Genomic DNA, 14416 nt, shown 5'->3' with positions numbered 1-14416 from the left:
ATGGAAGAAGTAGCTGCTAAATTGCGCGGCGCTAGTCTCTCTGCTCAGAAAGCTCGTTTGGTTGCTGATCAGGTACGGGGCAAGCCGGTTGCAGAAGCTATCGATCTGCTTACTTTTTCACCGAAAAAAGCGGCAACTCTGGTGAAAAAGGTTCTGCAGTCAGCGATTGCGAACGCTGAAGAAAACAACGGCATGGACATTGACGAGCTGCGAGTCTCGACTATCTGTGTCGATGAGGGCACGACGCTCAAGCGTATCCGCCCGCGAGCGAAAGGTCGCGCGGACCGGATCCTGAAGCGCACTTGCCACATCACCGTCAAGGTAGCTGAGAAGTAGGAGTCGACCAGATGGGTCAGAAAGTAAATCCAATTGGCATTCGCCTCGGGATCGTCAAGGACCATACGTCAGTCTGGTTCGCCGAGGGCGGTGCTTATGCAGACAAGTTGAACAACGATCTCAAGGTTCGTCGTTTTCTTGAAGAGCGTTTGAAGAACGCTTCTGTTAGCCGTATTCAGATCGAGCGTCCGGCCAACAATGCGCGTATCACCATTCATACTGCTCGTCCGGGCATCGTGATTGGCAAGAAAGGGGAAGACGTCGATCGTCTTCGTCGCGAACTGACCGAGATGATGGGCGTGCCTGTGCATGTCAACATCGAGGAAATTCGCAAGCCCGAGCTGGACGCCCAGCTGGTTGCACAGAATATCGCTGGTCAGCTTGAGCGCCGCGTCATGTTCCGTCGTGCCATGAAGCGCGCGGTACAGAATGCGATGCGCCTCGGCGCCAAGGGTATCAAGGTGCAGCTGTCAGGTCGTCTTGGTGGTGCTGAAATCGCACGTACTGAATGGTATCGCGAAGGTCGCGTGCCGCTTCATACGCTGCGTGCAGACATCGACTACTCGACGTACGAAGCACATACCACTTACGGCGTTATCGGCGTGAAAGTATGGGTCTTCAAAGGCGAAATCCTTGGCGGGATCGAAGAGGTGCGTGCCAAGCAGAAGCAGCCGCAGCAGCCTTCATCACCCAAGAAGAAAGGTTCAAGGTAAGGGGGTAGTCGATGTTACAGCCCAAACGTACAAAGTTCCGTAAGCAGCAGAAGGGCCGCAACCGCGGTCTGGCGCATCGCGGTAGCGATGTGAGCTTCGGCGAGTTTGGTCTCAAGGCCACGGGTCGTGGTCGTATTACGGCACGTCAGATCGAAGCCGGTCGTCGTGCAATTACCCGTCACGTAAAACGTGGCGGCAAGATCTGGATCCGCGTTTTCCCGGACAAGCCGATCTCCAACAAGCCGCTCGAAGTCCGTATGGGTAAAGGGAAAGGCTCAGTTGAATATTGGGTAGCCCAGATCCAGCCTGGCAAGGTGTTGTACGAGATCGAAGGCGTTTCTGAAGACCTCGCGCGTGAAGCATTCACGCTCGCAGCACAGAAAATGCCGATATCCACCACCTTTGTTAAACGGACGGTGATGTGATGAAAGCACAAGAACTTCGTGAACAGTCTGTCGAGTCGCTTCAGGGTCGGTTGCTGGAGCTTCTCCGCGAGCAGTTCAACCTGCGGATGCAGAAAAACACCGGTCAGTTGACCCAGGTGCATATGCTCAAGCAGGTCCGTCGCGACATCGCACGCGTCAAGACCACGCTCAATGAGAAGTCAGGTGACTGAGATGGCTGAAGAAAAGAAAGCACGCCGGCTCACTGGCAAGGTAGTGAGCGACAAGATGGAGAAATCCGTCGTTGTAATGATCGAGCGTCGTGAGCGCCATCCCATTTACGGGAAGTACATGAAGCGCTCCACGAAGCTGCACGCCCATGACGAAACCAACCAGGCACGTCTTGGCGATACTGTTTCAATTGAAGAGTGTCGTCCGCTTTCCAAAAAGAAAGCATGGACTCTGGTCGAAGTGGTAGAGCAGTCCAAGGGGTAATCCCCTGGGCTCTCCCGTGCAGTCAATAGGTTTGGAGAAAACCAATGATTCAAACGCAAACAATGCTGGATGTTGCGGACAATAGCGGCGCTCGCCGTGTCCAGTGCATCAAGGTGCTGGGCGGGTCCCATCGCCGTTATGCACGTGTTGGCGACGTCATCAAAGTTACGGTCAAGGAAGCTATTCCGCGCGGCCGTGTCAAGAAAGGCCAGGTCTTGAAGGCCGTGGTCGTTCGTACACGCAGCGGTGTTCGTCGTCCGGATGGATCTTTGATCCGCTTCGATGGAAATGCAGCCGTTCTGTTGAATAACACCAACGAGCAGCCCATTGGTACTCGTATCTTCGGGCCGGTGACTCGTGAACTTCGTACTGAAAAGTTCATGAAAATCATTTCCTTGGCGCCTGAAGTGCTGTAAGGAGCGAGGCGGAAATATGCGCAAGATCAAACGTGACGACGAAGTGATCGTCATCGCCGGAAAAGACAAGGGCAAACGTGGTACCGTTAAACGTGTACTGCACGATGGCCGCTTTGTCATAGCTGGTGTGAATATGGTTAAACGTCACACCAAGCCAAACCCGATGCTGGGTACTCAAGGGGGTATCGTCGAGCGCGAAGCTCCGATCCACGGTTCCAATGTCGCTATCTTCAACCAGGAGACAGGCAAGGCGGATCGGGTCGGCTTTCTGGTGCAAGATGACGGTACCAAGGTCCGTATCTTCAAGTCGACGCAAAAGCAGATCGACGCCTAACGCGACTCGGGTGGCAACATGGCGAATTTGAAAGAGCAGTATCAAAACGAGGTCAAAGCCAAGCTCAAGGAGCATTTTGGCTATGACAGTGTGATGCAGGTTCCAAGCATCACAAAAATTACACTGAACATGGGTGTCGGTGAAGCGACCAGCGACAAGAAGCTGATCGAGAACGCTGCTGCGGATCTCGAAAAGCTGTCCGGTCAAAAGCCCATCATTACCAAGGCGCGCAAATCCGTTGCTGGCTTCAAGGTCCGCGAAGGTTGGCCCATTGGTGTGAAGGTGACACTGCGTCGCGAACGTATGTGGGAATTCCTCGATCGTCTCGTTAACATTGCGATTCCGCGTGTTCGTGACTTCCGTGGTCTGAACCCCAAGTCGTTCGATGGTCGCGGCAACTACTCCATGGGTGTCCGTGAGCAGATCATTTTCCCGGAAATCGAATATGACAAGGTCGATCGGGTTCGTGGTCTGGATATCACGATCACTACCAGTGCCAACTCTGACGAGGAAGGCCGTGCGCTGCTGAGCGCGCTTAGCTTCCCGTTCAAGAAATAAGGTTGAGTCATGGCTAAAAAGAGCATGGTTGAGCGTGAACTGAAGCGTACCAAACTGGTAGAAAAGTATGCTGCCAAGCGCGCTCAGCTCAAGGCCGTTATCCTGGATGTTAATTCATCTGAAGAAGAGCGCTTCGAAGCCCAGCTTCAGTTACAGAAGCTGCCGCGTGATTCCAGCCCGGTGCGTCAGCGTAATCGCTGCCGTATCACCGGCCGTCCCCATGGTTTCTACAACAAGTTCGGCCTTGGCCGTAACAAGTTGCGTGAAGCAGCCATGCGTGGTGACGTGCCCGGTTTGACCAAGTCCAGCTGGTAATCACGTTAATCAGGAGCGCACTATATGAGCATGCAAGACACTCTAGCGGATATGCTTACCCGCATCCGCAATGCGCAAGCCGCCACCAAGGAGACGGTTTCCATGCCGTCTTCGAAGTTGAAAGTGCAAGTGGCTCGCGTTTTGAAAGAAGAAGGCTATATCGCGGATTCCGTGGTGGAAGGTGAAGAGAAGCCTCAGCTGGTTGTGACCCTCAAGTACTTTGAAGGTCGCCCGGTCATTGAGCATCTTCAGCGTGTTTCCAAGCCTTCCCTTCGCATCTACAAGGGCAAGGACGAGTTGCCGCGTGTGTCTGACGGTCTGGGTGTGGCGATTGTTTCCACGTCCCAGGGTGTCATGACTGATCGCGCTGCGCGCCAGGCCGGCGTTGGCGGTGAAGTTATCTGCACCGTATTCTAGGAGTGATGAATGTCCAGGATCGCAAAGTATCCCGTTACACTGCCTAACGGTGTTGAGGTTAACCTCGACAGTAACAAGCTGACTGTTAAAGGCAGTCAGGGTCAGCTTGAGATAGCTATCCACAACGAAGTGGTTGTCGGTCAGGAAGACAACCAGTTGACCTTCAAGCCCAGCGAGTCAGCCAAAAGCTGGGCCATGGCCGGGACCACCCGTGCTCTGGTCAACAATATGGTCGTTGGTGTAACCACCGGCTTCACCCGCACCCTTGAAATCAATGGCGTGGGTTACCGTGCTCAGGTCAGCGGAGACACGCTGAATCTGACACTCGGTTTTTCCCACCCGGTCGAGTACAAGCTGCCTGAAGGTGTAACGGCCGAAACGCCCAAAAACACCGTTATCGTTCTGAAAAGTGCGGACAAGCAGCGTCTCGGTCAGGTTGCAGCCGAGATTCGTGCGTTCCGTCCGCCGGAACCTTACAAGGGCAAGGGTATTCGTTATGGCGACGAACAGGTTCGCCGTAAAGAAGCCAAAAAGAAATAGGGCAGGGTTATGAACGCGAAGAAAGAATCCCGTCTCCGTCGCGCCCGCCGCACGCGTGCCAAGATCCGCGAGCTGGGCATCGACCGCCTGTGCGTCAATCGCACGCCCCGTCATATGTACGCGCAGATCATTTCTGCCGACGGTGGCAAGGTACTGGCGAGCGCATCTACGCTGGACAGCTCGCTGCGTGATGGCGCGTCCGGCAATATCGAGGCTGCCGCCAAGGTCGGTACTCTTCTGGCCGAGCGTGCCAAGGAAGCCGGCATTACTGACGTAGCCTTTGACCGTTCCGGTTTCCGTTTTCACGGTCGCGTAAAGGCTCTTGCCGACGCGGCTCGTGAAGGCGGTCTGCAATTCTAAAGGGTTCTACGATGGCGAATAATGAACAGAAAGCAAACGGTGATCTGCAGGAAAAGCTGGTTCAGATCAACCGTGTTGCCAAGGTAGTCAAGGGTGGCCGTATCTTCGGTTTCACCGCTCTGACTGTCGTTGGTGACGGCAAGGGCAAGGTCGGCTTCGGTCGCGGCAAGGCACGTGAAGTGCCTGTTGCTATCCAGAAAGCCATGGACCAGGCTCATCGCAACATGGTCAAGGTTGAGCTGAAAGGCCATACCCTGCAGTATCCTGTACGTGCCAACCATGGTGCGTCCAAGGTGTACATGCAGCCAGCTTCCGAAGGTACTGGAATCATTGCCGGTGGTGCCATGCGTTCCGTACTGGAACTGGCCGGTGTTCATGACGTTCTGGCCAAGTGCTACGGCTCCACCAATCCGGTGAACGTGGTTCGCGCAACTGTCAAGGGTCTGGCGTCCATGCGCTCTCCCGAAGACATTGCTGCGAAACGTGGCCTCTCCGTCGAAGCTATTACGGGGTAATGACCATGGCAGCTACTATCAAAATCACCCAGGTTCGCAGCACGATCGGCGTTCTTGAAAAGCACAGGGCCACCATGCGTGGCCTTGGACTTCGCCGCATCAATCACACTGTTGAACTGGAAGACACCCCTGCCGTACGCGGTATGATCAACAAGGTTAATTACCTTGTACGTGTTGAGGGAGAGTAATCCATGAAACTGAATACGCTTAGCCCGGCTCCGGGTTCCAAGCAGGCTGCCAAACGTGTCGGACGCGGTATCGGTTCCGGCCTTGGCAAGACCGGCGGTCGCGGTCACAAGGGTCTGAAGTCCCGCTCTGGCGGGTCTGTCAAGCCTGGTTTTGAAGGCGGTCAGATGCCGCTGCAGCGTCGTCTGCCCAAGTTCGGCTTTACATCTCACAAGGCGCTCAAGTCTGAAGAGATCCGTCTTGCCGAACTCGGTCTGGTCGAAGGCGATGTGGCCGATCTGGACAGCCTGAAGAAAGCCAACGTCCTGAAGGATTCGACCCTGTTTGCAAAGGTCATTCTTTCCGGTGAACTGAACAAGGCAGTTACTGTTCGCGGTCTCAAGGTCACCAAGGGTGCCCGTGCTGCGATTGAAGCTGCCGGCGGCAAGGTAGAGGACTAAATGGCGAAGTCAGGAAAAATGCCGGCGAACGCGCAAGGTGGCTTGAGCGAGCTTTGGGCTCGCCTTCGCTTCGTGTTTCTTGCGATTGTGGTGTATCGCCTAGGTGCCCACATTCCCGTTCCCGGCGTCAATCCTGACCAGCTTGCTGCCCTGTTCAGGGAAAACCAGGGCACCATCCTGAGTCTGTTCAATATGTTCTCAGGGGGTGCGCTGGAGCGAATGAGCATCTTCGCGCTGGGCATTATGCCCTACATTTCCGCGTCGATTATCATGCAGCTCCTGACCGTGGTCTCTCCTCAGCTTGAACAGCTGAAAAAGGAGGGGGAGGCTGGCCGTCGCAAGATCAGTCAGTACACCCGTTACGCCACGGTCGTTCTTGCATTGGTTCAGTCGATCGGTATGGCAGTAGGTCTGGTCGGAAATGGAGTCGCCTACAGTGCCGACATCAGTTTCTATTTCACTGCTGTCGTAACATTTGTGGCCGGTGCCGTCTTCCTTATGTGGCTAGGCGAGCAGATTACCGAGAAGGGTATCGGTAACGGTATTTCCCTGATCATCTTTTCAGGCATCGTTGCAGGGCTTCCCAGTGCGCTGGGACAGTCTTTCGAGCTTGCCAGAAATGATGGTGCATGGAACGTGCTTCCCTTGCTGGCGCTGGGTGCGCTGGCCATTGCTACCGTTGCTTTCGTTGTGTTCATCGAACGTGGGCAGCGTCGTATCAAGGTCAACTATCCGCGTCGTCAGGTCGGCAACAAGATGTATGCGGGCCAAAGCAGCTATCTCCCGATGAAGGTCAACATGGCGGGTGTTATTCCACCGATCTTTGCCTCGAGTATCCTGCTGTTCCCGGCTTCCATTGGTCAGTGGTTCGGCCAGGGATCCGGAATGGAATGGCTTCAGACCGTATCTCAGGCTCTGGGCCCAGGCCAACCGCTTTACATCTTGCTTTTTGCTGTTGCCGTAGTATTCTTCTGCTTCTTTTATACGGCTCTCGTCTTCAATCCGAAGGACGTGGCCGATAACTTGAAGAAATCCGGTGCCTTCCTGCCCGGTATTCGGCCAGGTGAGCAAACCACGCGTTACATCGACAAGGTGATGACGCGACTCACGCTATTTGGCGCACTTTACATCACGCTTGTATCCCTGATGCCTCAATTCCTCATGGTGGCGTGGCAGGTTCCGTTCTACTTCGGTGGCACGTCCCTGTTGATCGTTGTTGTGGTGATTATGGATTTCATGGCTCAAGTGCAGTCGCACCTTATGTCTCACCAGTATGAATCGGTGATGAAAAAGGCCAACCTCAAGGGGTACGGCAGCGGCAGTATGATGCGTTGATGCACCAGCTGAGCAACTTGGAGTGAACGATGAAAGTTCGAGCCTCTGTAAAAAAGATTTGCCGAAACTGCAAGATTATTCGGCGTCGTGGCGCGGTTCGCGTAATCTGCGATGAGCCTCGTCACAAACAGCGTCAGGGTTAATTACCCAGTCACTGTTCGTTATAAGAGGTGCGGCGGTTATCCTTGCCCATCCGGGCAATAAGGGATATACTGTCGCGCCTTTTTATAGACTTATCAACCGAGCAAGCCGCTCAATAGTCGGAGAAAGCTGATGGCCCGTATTGCAGGCGTCAATATCCCGGACAACAAGCATGCGGCGATCTCGCTGACTTACATCTACGGGATCGGCCGGACTCGCGCGCAGCAAATCTGCGCAGCTGTCGGCATCGAAGCAAGTTCCAAGGTAGGCGAACTGTCTGCTGAAAAACTTGATGAGGTGCGCAGTGAAGTCGGCAAATATATCGTAGAAGGCGATCTTCGCCGTGAGATTACGCTTAACATCAAGCGTCTCATGGACCTGGGTTGCTATCGTGGTCTGCGCCATCGTCGCAGTCTTCCGATGCGTGGACAACGCACGAAGACGAATGCGCGTACCCGTAAAGGTCCGCGTAAACCGATTCGCAAATAACGCACGTTCCGGCGTTTGACATCAGGAAACATCAACATGGCTAACCCGCGTACTAATCGCAAAAAGGTTAAAAAGCAGGTTGTGGACGCTATCGCCCACATCCATGCCTCTTTTAACAACACGATCGTTACGATCACAGACCGCCAGGGCAATGCGCTCTCCTGGGCCACTGCCGGTGGGTCGGGTTTTCGTGGTTCTCGCAAGAGCACCCCGTTCGCTGCTCAAGTAGCAAGCGAACGTGCAGCGACTGCTGCAGCCGAGTATGGTGTGAAAAACGTCGACGTGCTGGTCAAGGGCCCGGGCCCAGGCCGTGAGTCCGCCGTGCGGGCATTGAATGCCGCCGGTTTCCGCGTGCAAAGCATCACAGACGCGACACCCGTTCCCCACAACGGTTGCCGTCCGCCTAAGAAACGCCGCGTTTAAGGAGAAGGACTTATGGCACGTTATACAGGACCAAGTTGCAAGCTTTCTCGTCGTGAAGGTACTGACCTCTTTCTGAAAAGTGGCGTTACCCCGTTCGAGAAGAAGTGCAAGTCCGAACAGCCCCCGGGCCAGCATGGCCAGCGCCGTCAACGTCTTTCCGACTACGGCATGCAGCTTCGTGAGAAGCAAAAAGTTCGCCGCATGTATGGCGTACTTGAAAAACAGTTCCGCAATTACTACAAAGCGGCCGCTCGTCAGAAGGGCGCAACAGGTGAAGTACTGCTTCAGCTGCTTGAAACCCGTCTGGACAATGTCGTCTATCGTATGGGCTTCGGGTCTACCCGGGCCGAGGCGCGTCAGCTGGTCAGCCACAAGGCGATTTCCGTCAATGGCAAGACAGTTAACGTTGCTTCTTACAAGGTACGGCCGGGTGACGTGATTGCTGTTCGTGAAAAGTCCAAGAATCAGTCTCGTATCCAGAGTGCCCTGCAGATTGCCGGGAACCGTGGTGACGTGTCCTGGATCGATGTGGACAGCAAGAAAATGGAAGGTTCCTTCAAGTCCCTTCCGGAGCGTAGCGATTTGTCTGCCGACATCAACGAGAATCTTATCGTTGAGCTGTACTCCAAGTAATCCCAAAGCCGCAACGAAGAGTATCCGTTTGGCAGCCTTAAAGGTGTTCTTATGCAGCGTTCAGTGACCGAGTTTCTTCGCCCCCGTGATATCAAGGTCGAAGAAATCAATGCCAACCACGCCAAGATTGTTCTCGAACCGTTCGAGCGTGGTTTTGGCCACACTTTGGGGAACGCATTGCGTCGTATCCTCTTGTCTTCCATGCCTGGTTGTGCGGTCGTGGAAGCCGAGATCGAAGGCGTCTTGCATGAGTACAGCGCGGTAGAAGGGGTCCAGGAGGACGTCATTGAGATTCTTCTGAATCTCAAGGATGTGGCGTTCAGAATGCACGGACGTGATGAAGCATCTGTCACGCTGAGCAAGAAGGGGCCGGGTGTGCTGACGGCCGGTGATATCGTTGTCGATCACGACATTGATATCGTTAATCCGGATCACGTCATTGCTCACCTCAATGATGGTGGCGAGCTCAAGATGCAGCTTCATGTCGCACGTGGACGTGGCTATGAGCCAGCAGACGTGCGTACTCAGGCTGAAGACGAGTCTCGCCCCATCGGTCGCCTGCAGCTGGATGCTACCTTCAGCCCTGTGCGTCGGGTCTCTTATTCCGTTGAGGCCGCCCGTGTCGAACAGCGTACGGACCTCGATAAGCTTGTTATCGATCTGGAAACTGATGGCACGCTCGACCCGGAAGAAGCTATTCGTCGCAGCGCTACAATCTTGCAAGAGCAGCTTGCAGCTTTCGTTGACCTCGAAGCCGATAAAGAGCAAGAGGTTGAAGAGGAAGAAGAGCAAATCGATCCGATTCTGCTTCGCCCTGTAGACGATCTCGAGTTGACCGTTCGCAGCGCCAACTGTCTCAAGGCCGAGAATATTTATTACATCGGTGACCTGATTCAGCGCTCTGAAGTAGAGCTTCTGAAAACGCCGAACCTCGGTAAAAAGTCCTTGAATGAAATCAAGGATGTACTTGAGGCTCGTGGCCTGTCTCTCGGCATGCGGCTTGATAATTGGCCGCCCGCGAGTTTGAAAGACGACAAGGCCTCCGCCTGAACGGGTGACCCGAGTCCAAGACTGGTAAGGAATCACAACCATGCGTCATCGTAAGAGTGGTCGTCACCTGAATCGTACCAGCTCGCACCGTCATGCCATGTTCAAGAACATGTGTGTGTCACTGGTCGAGCACGAAGTGATCAAAACCACACTCCCTAAAGCCAAGGAACTGCGTCGTCATATCGAGCCGCTGATTACCCTGGCAAAGAATGACAGCGTCGCTAATCGTCGTCTGGCATTCGATCGTACTCGCTCCAAAGAAGCGGTAGGCAAGCTGTTCAACGACCTCGGTCCTCGCTACGTGAATCGCCCTGGCGGTTACGTACGTGTCCTCAAGTGCGGTTTCCGCGCTGGTGACAATGCGCCGATGGCTTATGTTGAACTGGTTGACCGTCCCGTTGTCGAGAGCGACAACGACGAATAACACCTTGTGTTATTTCAATAAACCGGCCCTTGTGGCCGGTTTTTTTGTGCGCTGGTGTTTCTCTTTTACAGTTGAAGTACTGTTTGTCGATATTATCCTGCAGGGATTATCTTCTTCACTGGACAGGAAACGTGCATGTCATGTGTAGCTCCGGCACAGTGCCTGTGTCATCAGCCCCTAGGTTTTGACATTGTCATGGCATTTCAGCCCATTGTGGATCTTGGCAGTGGTCATGTGCATGCTCATGAAGCCCTGGTAAGGGGTGTAAATGGTGAGGGTGCCGGCGATGTACTGGCTCAAGTCGATGAAAAGAATATTTATCAATTTGATCAGCGCTGCCGCACACAGTCACTCAGGCAAATTGCTGCCCTTGGCAGCACGGTTCCAGTGTCCATCAATTTCATGCCCAATGCTGTTTATGAGCCCGAGGCCTGTCTCGCGTCTACCATTGCCACTGCGCGCCGCCTCGGCTGGGATCTACGTAATATCATTTTCGAGATTACTGAAACCGAACATGTCAGGGATCAGGCACATCTGGCGCATATCGTTTCGATGTATCGCCAGATGGGGCTGGCTGTAGCGCTGGATGACTTTGGCGCAGGCAATTCAAACCTTGAGACGTTGACCTATATGCACCCGGACTATCTGAAGCTGGATCGCTCATTGATAGGAGGGGTTTGCGGTAGTACGACTAAACAGAATATCGTTGATGCGATGCTGTCTCTTGCATCGGCTGAGCACATAAACGTTGTGGCGGAAGGTGTCGAAGCCGAAGAGGATGCCCATTGGCTGTATCAGCGTGGCATCCGTCTTCAGCAGGGATATTTTTTTGCCAGGCCAGCAGTTGATGGGCTGCCTGATGTCTACTGGCCTGACTGGGTGGGCTGCTAGTAGCCACGCTCCAGCAATGGACGAAGGAAATGGCCGGTATAGGATGCCTTCGTTGCTGCAATCTGTTCCGGCGTTCCCTCTGCGATAATTCGACCACCGCCCGATCCACCTTCGGGCCCAAGGTCAATCAGCCAGTCTGCGGTTTTAATGACGTCCAGATTATGTTCGATCACTACCACGCTATTGCCCTGATCACGCAGGCGATGCAATACGCCCAGTAACTGCCTGATGTCCTCGAAGTGCAATCCTGTTGTGGGCTCATCAAGAATGTACAGCGTCTTGCCGGTATCCCGTTTGGCCAGTTCCCGAGCAAGCTTGACGCGCTGAGCTTCACCGCCTGAGAGGGTGGTAGCGCTTTGGCCCAGCTTGACGTAGGACAGGCCGACATCCATCAGCGTTTGAAGCCGTCTGGCAATTGCCGGTACGGGACTGAAATATGTCAGTGCGTCCTCAATTGTCATTTCCAGCACTTCGTGAATATTCTTGCCCTTGTACTGAATATCTAGTGTCTCGCGGTTATACCGCTTCCCCTTGCAGACGTCGCAAGGGACGTAGATATCCGGTAAAAAGTGCATCTCGACCTTGATCAGCCCCTCTCCCTGACAGGCTTCGCACCGGCCGCCTTTTACGTTGAAGGAAAAGCGGCCAGGCTTGTAGCCACGTGAGCGAGCTTCTTCCGTACCTGCAAATAATTCACGAATGGGTGTGAAGATGCCGGTATAAGTCGCCGGGTTCGAGCGAGGTGTCCGCCCGATCGGGCTTTGGTCGATATCTATGATCTTGTCCAGCAGCTCCAGGCCTTCAATGGAGGTATAGGGCGCCGGCTTGAGAGTGGTGGCCCGATTCAGCTCACGCGCCGCGATGGGCATCAGGGTGCCGTTGATCAGGGTTGACTTGCCTGAGCCGGAGACCCCGGTCACACAGACAAACATGCCCAGTGGCAGGGTAAGGTCTACATCGGTCAGGTTATTGCCGCTGGCTCCCCGTAGGTGAAGCTGCTGGTCGGGATGTGCCGGCTTTCGATGGGGGGGGATCTCGATTCGGCGTTGTCCGGATAGATACTGGCCGGTCAATGAGTTCGTATCCTGAATAATATGCTCTGGTGTGCCCTGCGACACGATTTTGCCACCATGCACGCCGGCGCCTGGCCCGATATCAACGACGTGGTCTGCCGCCCGGATGGCATCTTCGTCATGCTCGACCACGATGACGGTATTGCCTAGATCGCGAAGCCGCTCAAGGGTTTTCAGAAGGCGGTCATTGTCGCGCTGGTGCAGTCCGATCGAGGGTTCATCCAGTATATACATGACACCTACAAGGCCTGCACCGATCTGGCTGGCCAGACGTATGCGCTGCGCCTCACCGCCTGAAAGGGTGTCGGCACTTCGTTCAAGTGTCAGGTAGTCGAGACCGACGTTGGCTAGAAACTGAAGTCGGCTGGTAATTTCGTTAAGAATCTTGAGTGCGATTTCACCCTTGCGTCCAGGCAATTCCAGTTGCTCGAAGAATGTCAGACACTCACCAATGGGGTCGCGCACGATGTCAGGCAAGGGCCGTTCTGCCACAAATACATGGCGAGCCTCCTTGCGTAGCCGGGTGCCATGACAGGTCGGGCAGGGTTGTATTGACAGCAGTTTGGCCAGGTCTTCACGGACCATGTTCGATTCGGTTTCGCGATAGCGTCGCTCCATGTTGGGCAAAATGCCTTCAAAGGCATGCTTTCGCTCTATCTTGCGACCACGGTCGTTGACATAGCTGAACGGCACTTCTTCCCGGCCGCTGCCATGAAGCACTGTACGCTGCACTGCATTGTCGAGCTCATTCCAGGGCGTTTCGAGTGCAAAGCCATAGTGCTTGGCTACAGCTTCAAGCTGCGAGAAATAGTACACGCTACGCCTGTCCCAGCCTTTGATGACCCCTTCAGCCAACGACAGCTCCGGTTGACGGATCAACTTTTCCGGATCAAAGAACTGGTGGTTGCCCAGACCGTCACAGCTGGGGCATGCCCCGGCAGGATTGTTGAAGGAAAACATTCGCGGTTCAAGCTCTGAAATCGAGTAACCGCAGACAGGACAGGCAAATCGCGATGAAAATACCAGATCTTCCTGTTCGCCATCCATGAAATGAAGCAGCGCGCTGCCATCAGAGAGGTTCAGAGCGGTTTCAAAGGACTCTGCCAGACGTTGCTGAATGTCTTCACGTACTTTCAGCCGGTCAACCACCACGCTGATATCATGCTTCTTGTTCTTTTCCAGTGTGCGGACATCATCAAGTTCCAGAATCTGGCCGTCGATCATGGCCCGAACAAAGCCCTGAGAGCGTAACTCGGCAATCAGTTGGAGATGTTCACCCTTGCGACCACTGACCACTGGGGCCAGTAACATGGCGCGGGTGCCTTCCGGCAGGGCAACGACCTGGTCCACCATCTGCGAAATGGTTTGCGCCGAAAGATCCGTGCCATGCTCGGGGCAGCGTGGTGTACCAGCGCGGGCATAGAGCAGTCGCAGATAGTCATAGATCTCGGTGATGGTCCCTACGGTGGAGCGTGGGTTGTGTGATGTGGATTTCTGTTCGATCGAGATGGCGGGGGACAGACCTTCAATATGGTCAATGTCCGGTTTTTCCATCATGGATAGAAACTGGCGTGCGTAGGTTGAGAGGGATTCAACGTAGCGCCGTTGCCCTTCGGCATAGAGCGTATCAAAGGCCAGCGAGGACTTGCCTGAGCCGGAAAGCCCGGTAATGACAATCAGCCTGTCGCGAGGAAGATCTACATCAATGTTTTTCAGGTTATGGGTGCGAGCACCGCGTACCAGAATCTGGTCCATAAATCGCTTCTCGGCCGAGGTAAAACCTCCAGTATAGGAGGGGGAGGCACCAGGCAGCAAAGCCGGGCAGGTAATCTTTACGAAGGGCGCGTTTATATGTCAGTGATGATAAACTGACAGGTTGATTTAGGTAGCCGCTCAGCGCGGCGCGGCAGCAAGTTCACCATGATGGCGCGGGGCGCCAGTAACGAGGG

The 14416-nt window shown here is 54.4% G+C and carries 24 protein-coding genes; 23 read left to right on the top strand and 1 reads right to left on the bottom strand.

Translation table 11 applies throughout. The features are described 5' to 3' along the window. The 23 genes from rplV (at nucleotide 1) to OQ287_RS14865 (ending at nucleotide 11394) form a co-directional block, all read left to right on the top strand. Nucleotides 1-336 carry a 50S ribosomal protein L22 gene (rplV, locus tag OQ287_RS14975; RefSeq protein ID WP_250939653.1) on the top strand — a complete coding sequence of 112 codons (336 nt, stop codon included), beginning with the start codon at nucleotides 1-3 and terminating at the stop codon, nucleotides 334-336. A gap of 11 nt (nucleotides 337-347) precedes the next feature. Continuing rightward, complete coding sequence (gene rpsC, locus OQ287_RS14970) at nucleotides 348-1049, top strand: 30S ribosomal protein S3 (RefSeq protein ID WP_250939655.1); 702 nt, start codon at nucleotides 348-350, stop codon at nucleotides 1047-1049. Nucleotides 1050-1060: 11 nt separating this feature from the next. After that, complete coding sequence (gene rplP, locus OQ287_RS14965) at nucleotides 1061-1474, top strand: 50S ribosomal protein L16 (RefSeq protein WP_250939657.1); 414 nt, start codon at nucleotides 1061-1063, stop codon at nucleotides 1472-1474. Next, nucleotides 1474-1665, top strand: a complete 192-nt coding sequence (rpmC, locus tag OQ287_RS14960) for a 50S ribosomal protein L29 (RefSeq protein WP_250939659.1) — start codon at nucleotides 1474-1476, stop codon at nucleotides 1663-1665. The genes rplP and rpmC overlap by 1 nt, the downstream gene beginning before the upstream one ends. A gap of 1 nt (nucleotide 1666) precedes the next feature. Beyond that, on the top strand, nucleotides 1667-1927 hold the full coding sequence (gene rpsQ / locus OQ287_RS14955) for a 30S ribosomal protein S17 (RefSeq protein WP_250939830.1): 261 nt from the start codon (nucleotides 1667-1669) through the stop codon (nucleotides 1925-1927). Between the two features lie 44 nt (nucleotides 1928-1971). Then, nucleotides 1972-2343, top strand: coding sequence for a 50S ribosomal protein L14 (gene rplN, locus OQ287_RS14950; protein ID WP_250939661.1), 372 nt, complete (start codon nucleotides 1972-1974; stop codon nucleotides 2341-2343). Between the two features lie 16 nt (nucleotides 2344-2359). Beyond that, nucleotides 2360-2677: a 50S ribosomal protein L24 gene (gene rplX, locus OQ287_RS14945; RefSeq protein WP_250939664.1), complete on the top strand. Its 318-nt coding sequence runs from the start codon at nucleotides 2360-2362 to the stop codon at nucleotides 2675-2677. A gap of 18 nt (nucleotides 2678-2695) precedes the next feature. Then, the gene (rplE, locus tag OQ287_RS14940; RefSeq protein ID WP_250939666.1) at nucleotides 2696-3235 is read left to right on the top strand and encodes a 50S ribosomal protein L5; all 540 of its coding nucleotides are present in this window, start codon (nucleotides 2696-2698) and stop codon (nucleotides 3233-3235) included. A gap of 9 nt (nucleotides 3236-3244) precedes the next feature. Continuing rightward, nucleotides 3245-3550, top strand: a complete 306-nt coding sequence (rpsN, locus tag OQ287_RS14935; RefSeq protein WP_250939668.1) for a 30S ribosomal protein S14 — start codon at nucleotides 3245-3247, stop codon at nucleotides 3548-3550. 24 nt (nucleotides 3551-3574) lie between these two features. Then, a complete protein-coding gene (gene rpsH / locus OQ287_RS14930; RefSeq protein ID WP_250939670.1) occupies nucleotides 3575-3967 on the top strand; it encodes a 30S ribosomal protein S8 in 393 nt (130 codons plus the stop codon). A gap of 9 nt (nucleotides 3968-3976) precedes the next feature. Beyond that, nucleotides 3977-4507, top strand: a complete 531-nt coding sequence (gene rplF, locus OQ287_RS14925; protein WP_250939672.1) for a 50S ribosomal protein L6 — start codon at nucleotides 3977-3979, stop codon at nucleotides 4505-4507. Nucleotides 4508-4516: 9 nt separating this feature from the next. Next, the gene (rplR, locus tag OQ287_RS14920) at nucleotides 4517-4867 is read left to right on the top strand and encodes a 50S ribosomal protein L18 (RefSeq protein ID WP_250939674.1); all 351 of its coding nucleotides are present in this window, start codon (nucleotides 4517-4519) and stop codon (nucleotides 4865-4867) included. A gap of 11 nt (nucleotides 4868-4878) precedes the next feature. Further along, nucleotides 4879-5382 (top strand): 30S ribosomal protein S5, encoded by a 504-nt coding sequence (gene rpsE, locus OQ287_RS14915; RefSeq protein WP_250939676.1) that lies wholly within the window; start codon nucleotides 4879-4881, stop codon nucleotides 5380-5382. Between the two features lie 5 nt (nucleotides 5383-5387). Continuing rightward, nucleotides 5388-5570 carry a 50S ribosomal protein L30 gene (gene rpmD / locus OQ287_RS14910; RefSeq protein ID WP_250939678.1) on the top strand — a complete coding sequence of 61 codons (183 nt, stop codon included), beginning with the start codon at nucleotides 5388-5390 and terminating at the stop codon, nucleotides 5568-5570. A 3-nt stretch (nucleotides 5571-5573) separates the two neighbouring features. Continuing rightward, nucleotides 5574-6008: a 50S ribosomal protein L15 gene (rplO, locus tag OQ287_RS14905; protein ID WP_250939680.1), complete on the top strand. Its 435-nt coding sequence runs from the start codon at nucleotides 5574-5576 to the stop codon at nucleotides 6006-6008. Next, on the top strand, nucleotides 6009-7343 hold the full coding sequence (secY, locus tag OQ287_RS14900; protein ID WP_250939682.1) for a preprotein translocase subunit SecY: 1335 nt from the start codon (nucleotides 6009-6011) through the stop codon (nucleotides 7341-7343). It begins immediately after the preceding gene. A gap of 29 nt (nucleotides 7344-7372) precedes the next feature. Continuing rightward, a complete protein-coding gene (gene rpmJ, locus OQ287_RS14895) occupies nucleotides 7373-7486 on the top strand; it encodes a 50S ribosomal protein L36 (protein WP_250939684.1) in 114 nt (37 codons plus the stop codon). A gap of 130 nt (nucleotides 7487-7616) precedes the next feature. After that, nucleotides 7617-7973 carry a 30S ribosomal protein S13 gene (gene rpsM / locus OQ287_RS14890; RefSeq protein ID WP_250939686.1) on the top strand — a complete coding sequence of 119 codons (357 nt, stop codon included), beginning with the start codon at nucleotides 7617-7619 and terminating at the stop codon, nucleotides 7971-7973. Nucleotides 7974-8009: 36 nt separating this feature from the next. Then, nucleotides 8010-8396 carry a 30S ribosomal protein S11 gene (gene rpsK / locus OQ287_RS14885; RefSeq protein WP_250939688.1) on the top strand — a complete coding sequence of 129 codons (387 nt, stop codon included), beginning with the start codon at nucleotides 8010-8012 and terminating at the stop codon, nucleotides 8394-8396. A gap of 12 nt (nucleotides 8397-8408) precedes the next feature. Continuing rightward, entirely contained in the window at nucleotides 8409-9029 is a 621-nt protein-coding gene (gene rpsD, locus OQ287_RS14880) for a 30S ribosomal protein S4 (RefSeq protein ID WP_250939690.1), read from the top strand. A 51-nt stretch (nucleotides 9030-9080) separates the two neighbouring features. Then, nucleotides 9081-10079, top strand: coding sequence for a DNA-directed RNA polymerase subunit alpha (locus OQ287_RS14875; RefSeq protein ID WP_250939692.1), 999 nt, complete (start codon nucleotides 9081-9083; stop codon nucleotides 10077-10079). Between the two features lie 40 nt (nucleotides 10080-10119). Continuing rightward, nucleotides 10120-10503 (top strand): 50S ribosomal protein L17, encoded by a 384-nt coding sequence (gene rplQ, locus OQ287_RS14870; protein ID WP_250939694.1) that lies wholly within the window; start codon nucleotides 10120-10122, stop codon nucleotides 10501-10503. A gap of 195 nt (nucleotides 10504-10698) precedes the next feature. After that, nucleotides 10699-11394, top strand: coding sequence for an EAL domain-containing protein (locus OQ287_RS14865; RefSeq protein WP_265896960.1), 696 nt, complete (start codon nucleotides 10699-10701; stop codon nucleotides 11392-11394). Here the strand turns inward: OQ287_RS14865 and uvrA are convergent. Continuing rightward, nucleotides 11391-14222 carry an excinuclease ABC subunit UvrA gene (gene uvrA / locus OQ287_RS14860; protein WP_265896959.1) on the bottom strand — a complete coding sequence of 944 codons (2832 nt, stop codon included), beginning with the start codon at nucleotides 14220-14222 and terminating at the stop codon, nucleotides 11391-11393. The genes OQ287_RS14865 and uvrA overlap by 4 nt on opposite strands. Between the last annotated feature and the right edge of the window lie 194 nt (nucleotides 14223-14416).

Origin of the sequence: Larsenimonas rhizosphaerae (genome assembly GCF_026240105.1) — a bacterium.
Taxonomy (GTDB): Bacteria; Pseudomonadota; Gammaproteobacteria; order Pseudomonadales; family Halomonadaceae; genus Larsenimonas; species Larsenimonas rhizosphaerae.
The sequence above is the reverse complement of the archived record's forward strand: the minus strand, read 5'-3'. Positions and strand labels throughout refer to the sequence as shown.

Coding starts and splice junctions, on each gene's coding strand:
- rpmD (WP_250939678.1), top strand. CDS start 5,388: ATGGCAGCTACTATCAAAATCACCCAGGTTCGCAGCACGATCGGCGTT.
- uvrA (WP_265896959.1), bottom strand. CDS start 14,222: ATGGACCAGATTCTGGTACGCGGTGCTCGCACCCATAACCTGAAAAAC.
- rpmC (WP_250939659.1), top strand. CDS start 1,474: ATGAAAGCACAAGAACTTCGTGAACAGTCTGTCGAGTCGCTTCAGGGT.
- rpsK (WP_250939688.1), top strand. CDS start 8,010: ATGGCTAACCCGCGTACTAATCGCAAAAAGGTTAAAAAGCAGGTTGTG.
- rpmJ (WP_250939684.1), top strand. CDS start 7,373: ATGAAAGTTCGAGCCTCTGTAAAAAAGATTTGCCGAAACTGCAAGATT.
- rplO (WP_250939680.1), top strand. CDS start 5,574: ATGAAACTGAATACGCTTAGCCCGGCTCCGGGTTCCAAGCAGGCTGCC.
- rpsN (WP_250939668.1), top strand. CDS start 3,245: ATGGCTAAAAAGAGCATGGTTGAGCGTGAACTGAAGCGTACCAAACTG.
- OQ287_RS14875 (WP_250939692.1), top strand. CDS start 9,081: ATGCAGCGTTCAGTGACCGAGTTTCTTCGCCCCCGTGATATCAAGGTC.
- rplN (WP_250939661.1), top strand. CDS start 1,972: ATGATTCAAACGCAAACAATGCTGGATGTTGCGGACAATAGCGGCGCT.
- rplR (WP_250939674.1), top strand. CDS start 4,517: ATGAACGCGAAGAAAGAATCCCGTCTCCGTCGCGCCCGCCGCACGCGT.
- rpsQ (WP_250939830.1), top strand. CDS start 1,667: ATGGCTGAAGAAAAGAAAGCACGCCGGCTCACTGGCAAGGTAGTGAGC.
- rpsM (WP_250939686.1), top strand. CDS start 7,617: ATGGCCCGTATTGCAGGCGTCAATATCCCGGACAACAAGCATGCGGCG.
- OQ287_RS14865 (WP_265896960.1), top strand. CDS start 10,699: ATGGCATTTCAGCCCATTGTGGATCTTGGCAGTGGTCATGTGCATGCT.
- rplQ (WP_250939694.1), top strand. CDS start 10,120: ATGCGTCATCGTAAGAGTGGTCGTCACCTGAATCGTACCAGCTCGCAC.
- rplX (WP_250939664.1), top strand. CDS start 2,360: ATGCGCAAGATCAAACGTGACGACGAAGTGATCGTCATCGCCGGAAAA.
- rpsE (WP_250939676.1), top strand. CDS start 4,879: ATGGCGAATAATGAACAGAAAGCAAACGGTGATCTGCAGGAAAAGCTG.
- rpsD (WP_250939690.1), top strand. CDS start 8,409: ATGGCACGTTATACAGGACCAAGTTGCAAGCTTTCTCGTCGTGAAGGT.
- rplE (WP_250939666.1), top strand. CDS start 2,696: ATGGCGAATTTGAAAGAGCAGTATCAAAACGAGGTCAAAGCCAAGCTC.
- secY (WP_250939682.1), top strand. CDS start 6,009: ATGGCGAAGTCAGGAAAAATGCCGGCGAACGCGCAAGGTGGCTTGAGC.
- rplF (WP_250939672.1), top strand. CDS start 3,977: ATGTCCAGGATCGCAAAGTATCCCGTTACACTGCCTAACGGTGTTGAG.
- rplV (WP_250939653.1), top strand. CDS start 1: ATGGAAGAAGTAGCTGCTAAATTGCGCGGCGCTAGTCTCTCTGCTCAG.
- rpsH (WP_250939670.1), top strand. CDS start 3,575: ATGAGCATGCAAGACACTCTAGCGGATATGCTTACCCGCATCCGCAAT.
- rplP (WP_250939657.1), top strand. CDS start 1,061: ATGTTACAGCCCAAACGTACAAAGTTCCGTAAGCAGCAGAAGGGCCGC.
- rpsC (WP_250939655.1), top strand. CDS start 348: ATGGGTCAGAAAGTAAATCCAATTGGCATTCGCCTCGGGATCGTCAAG.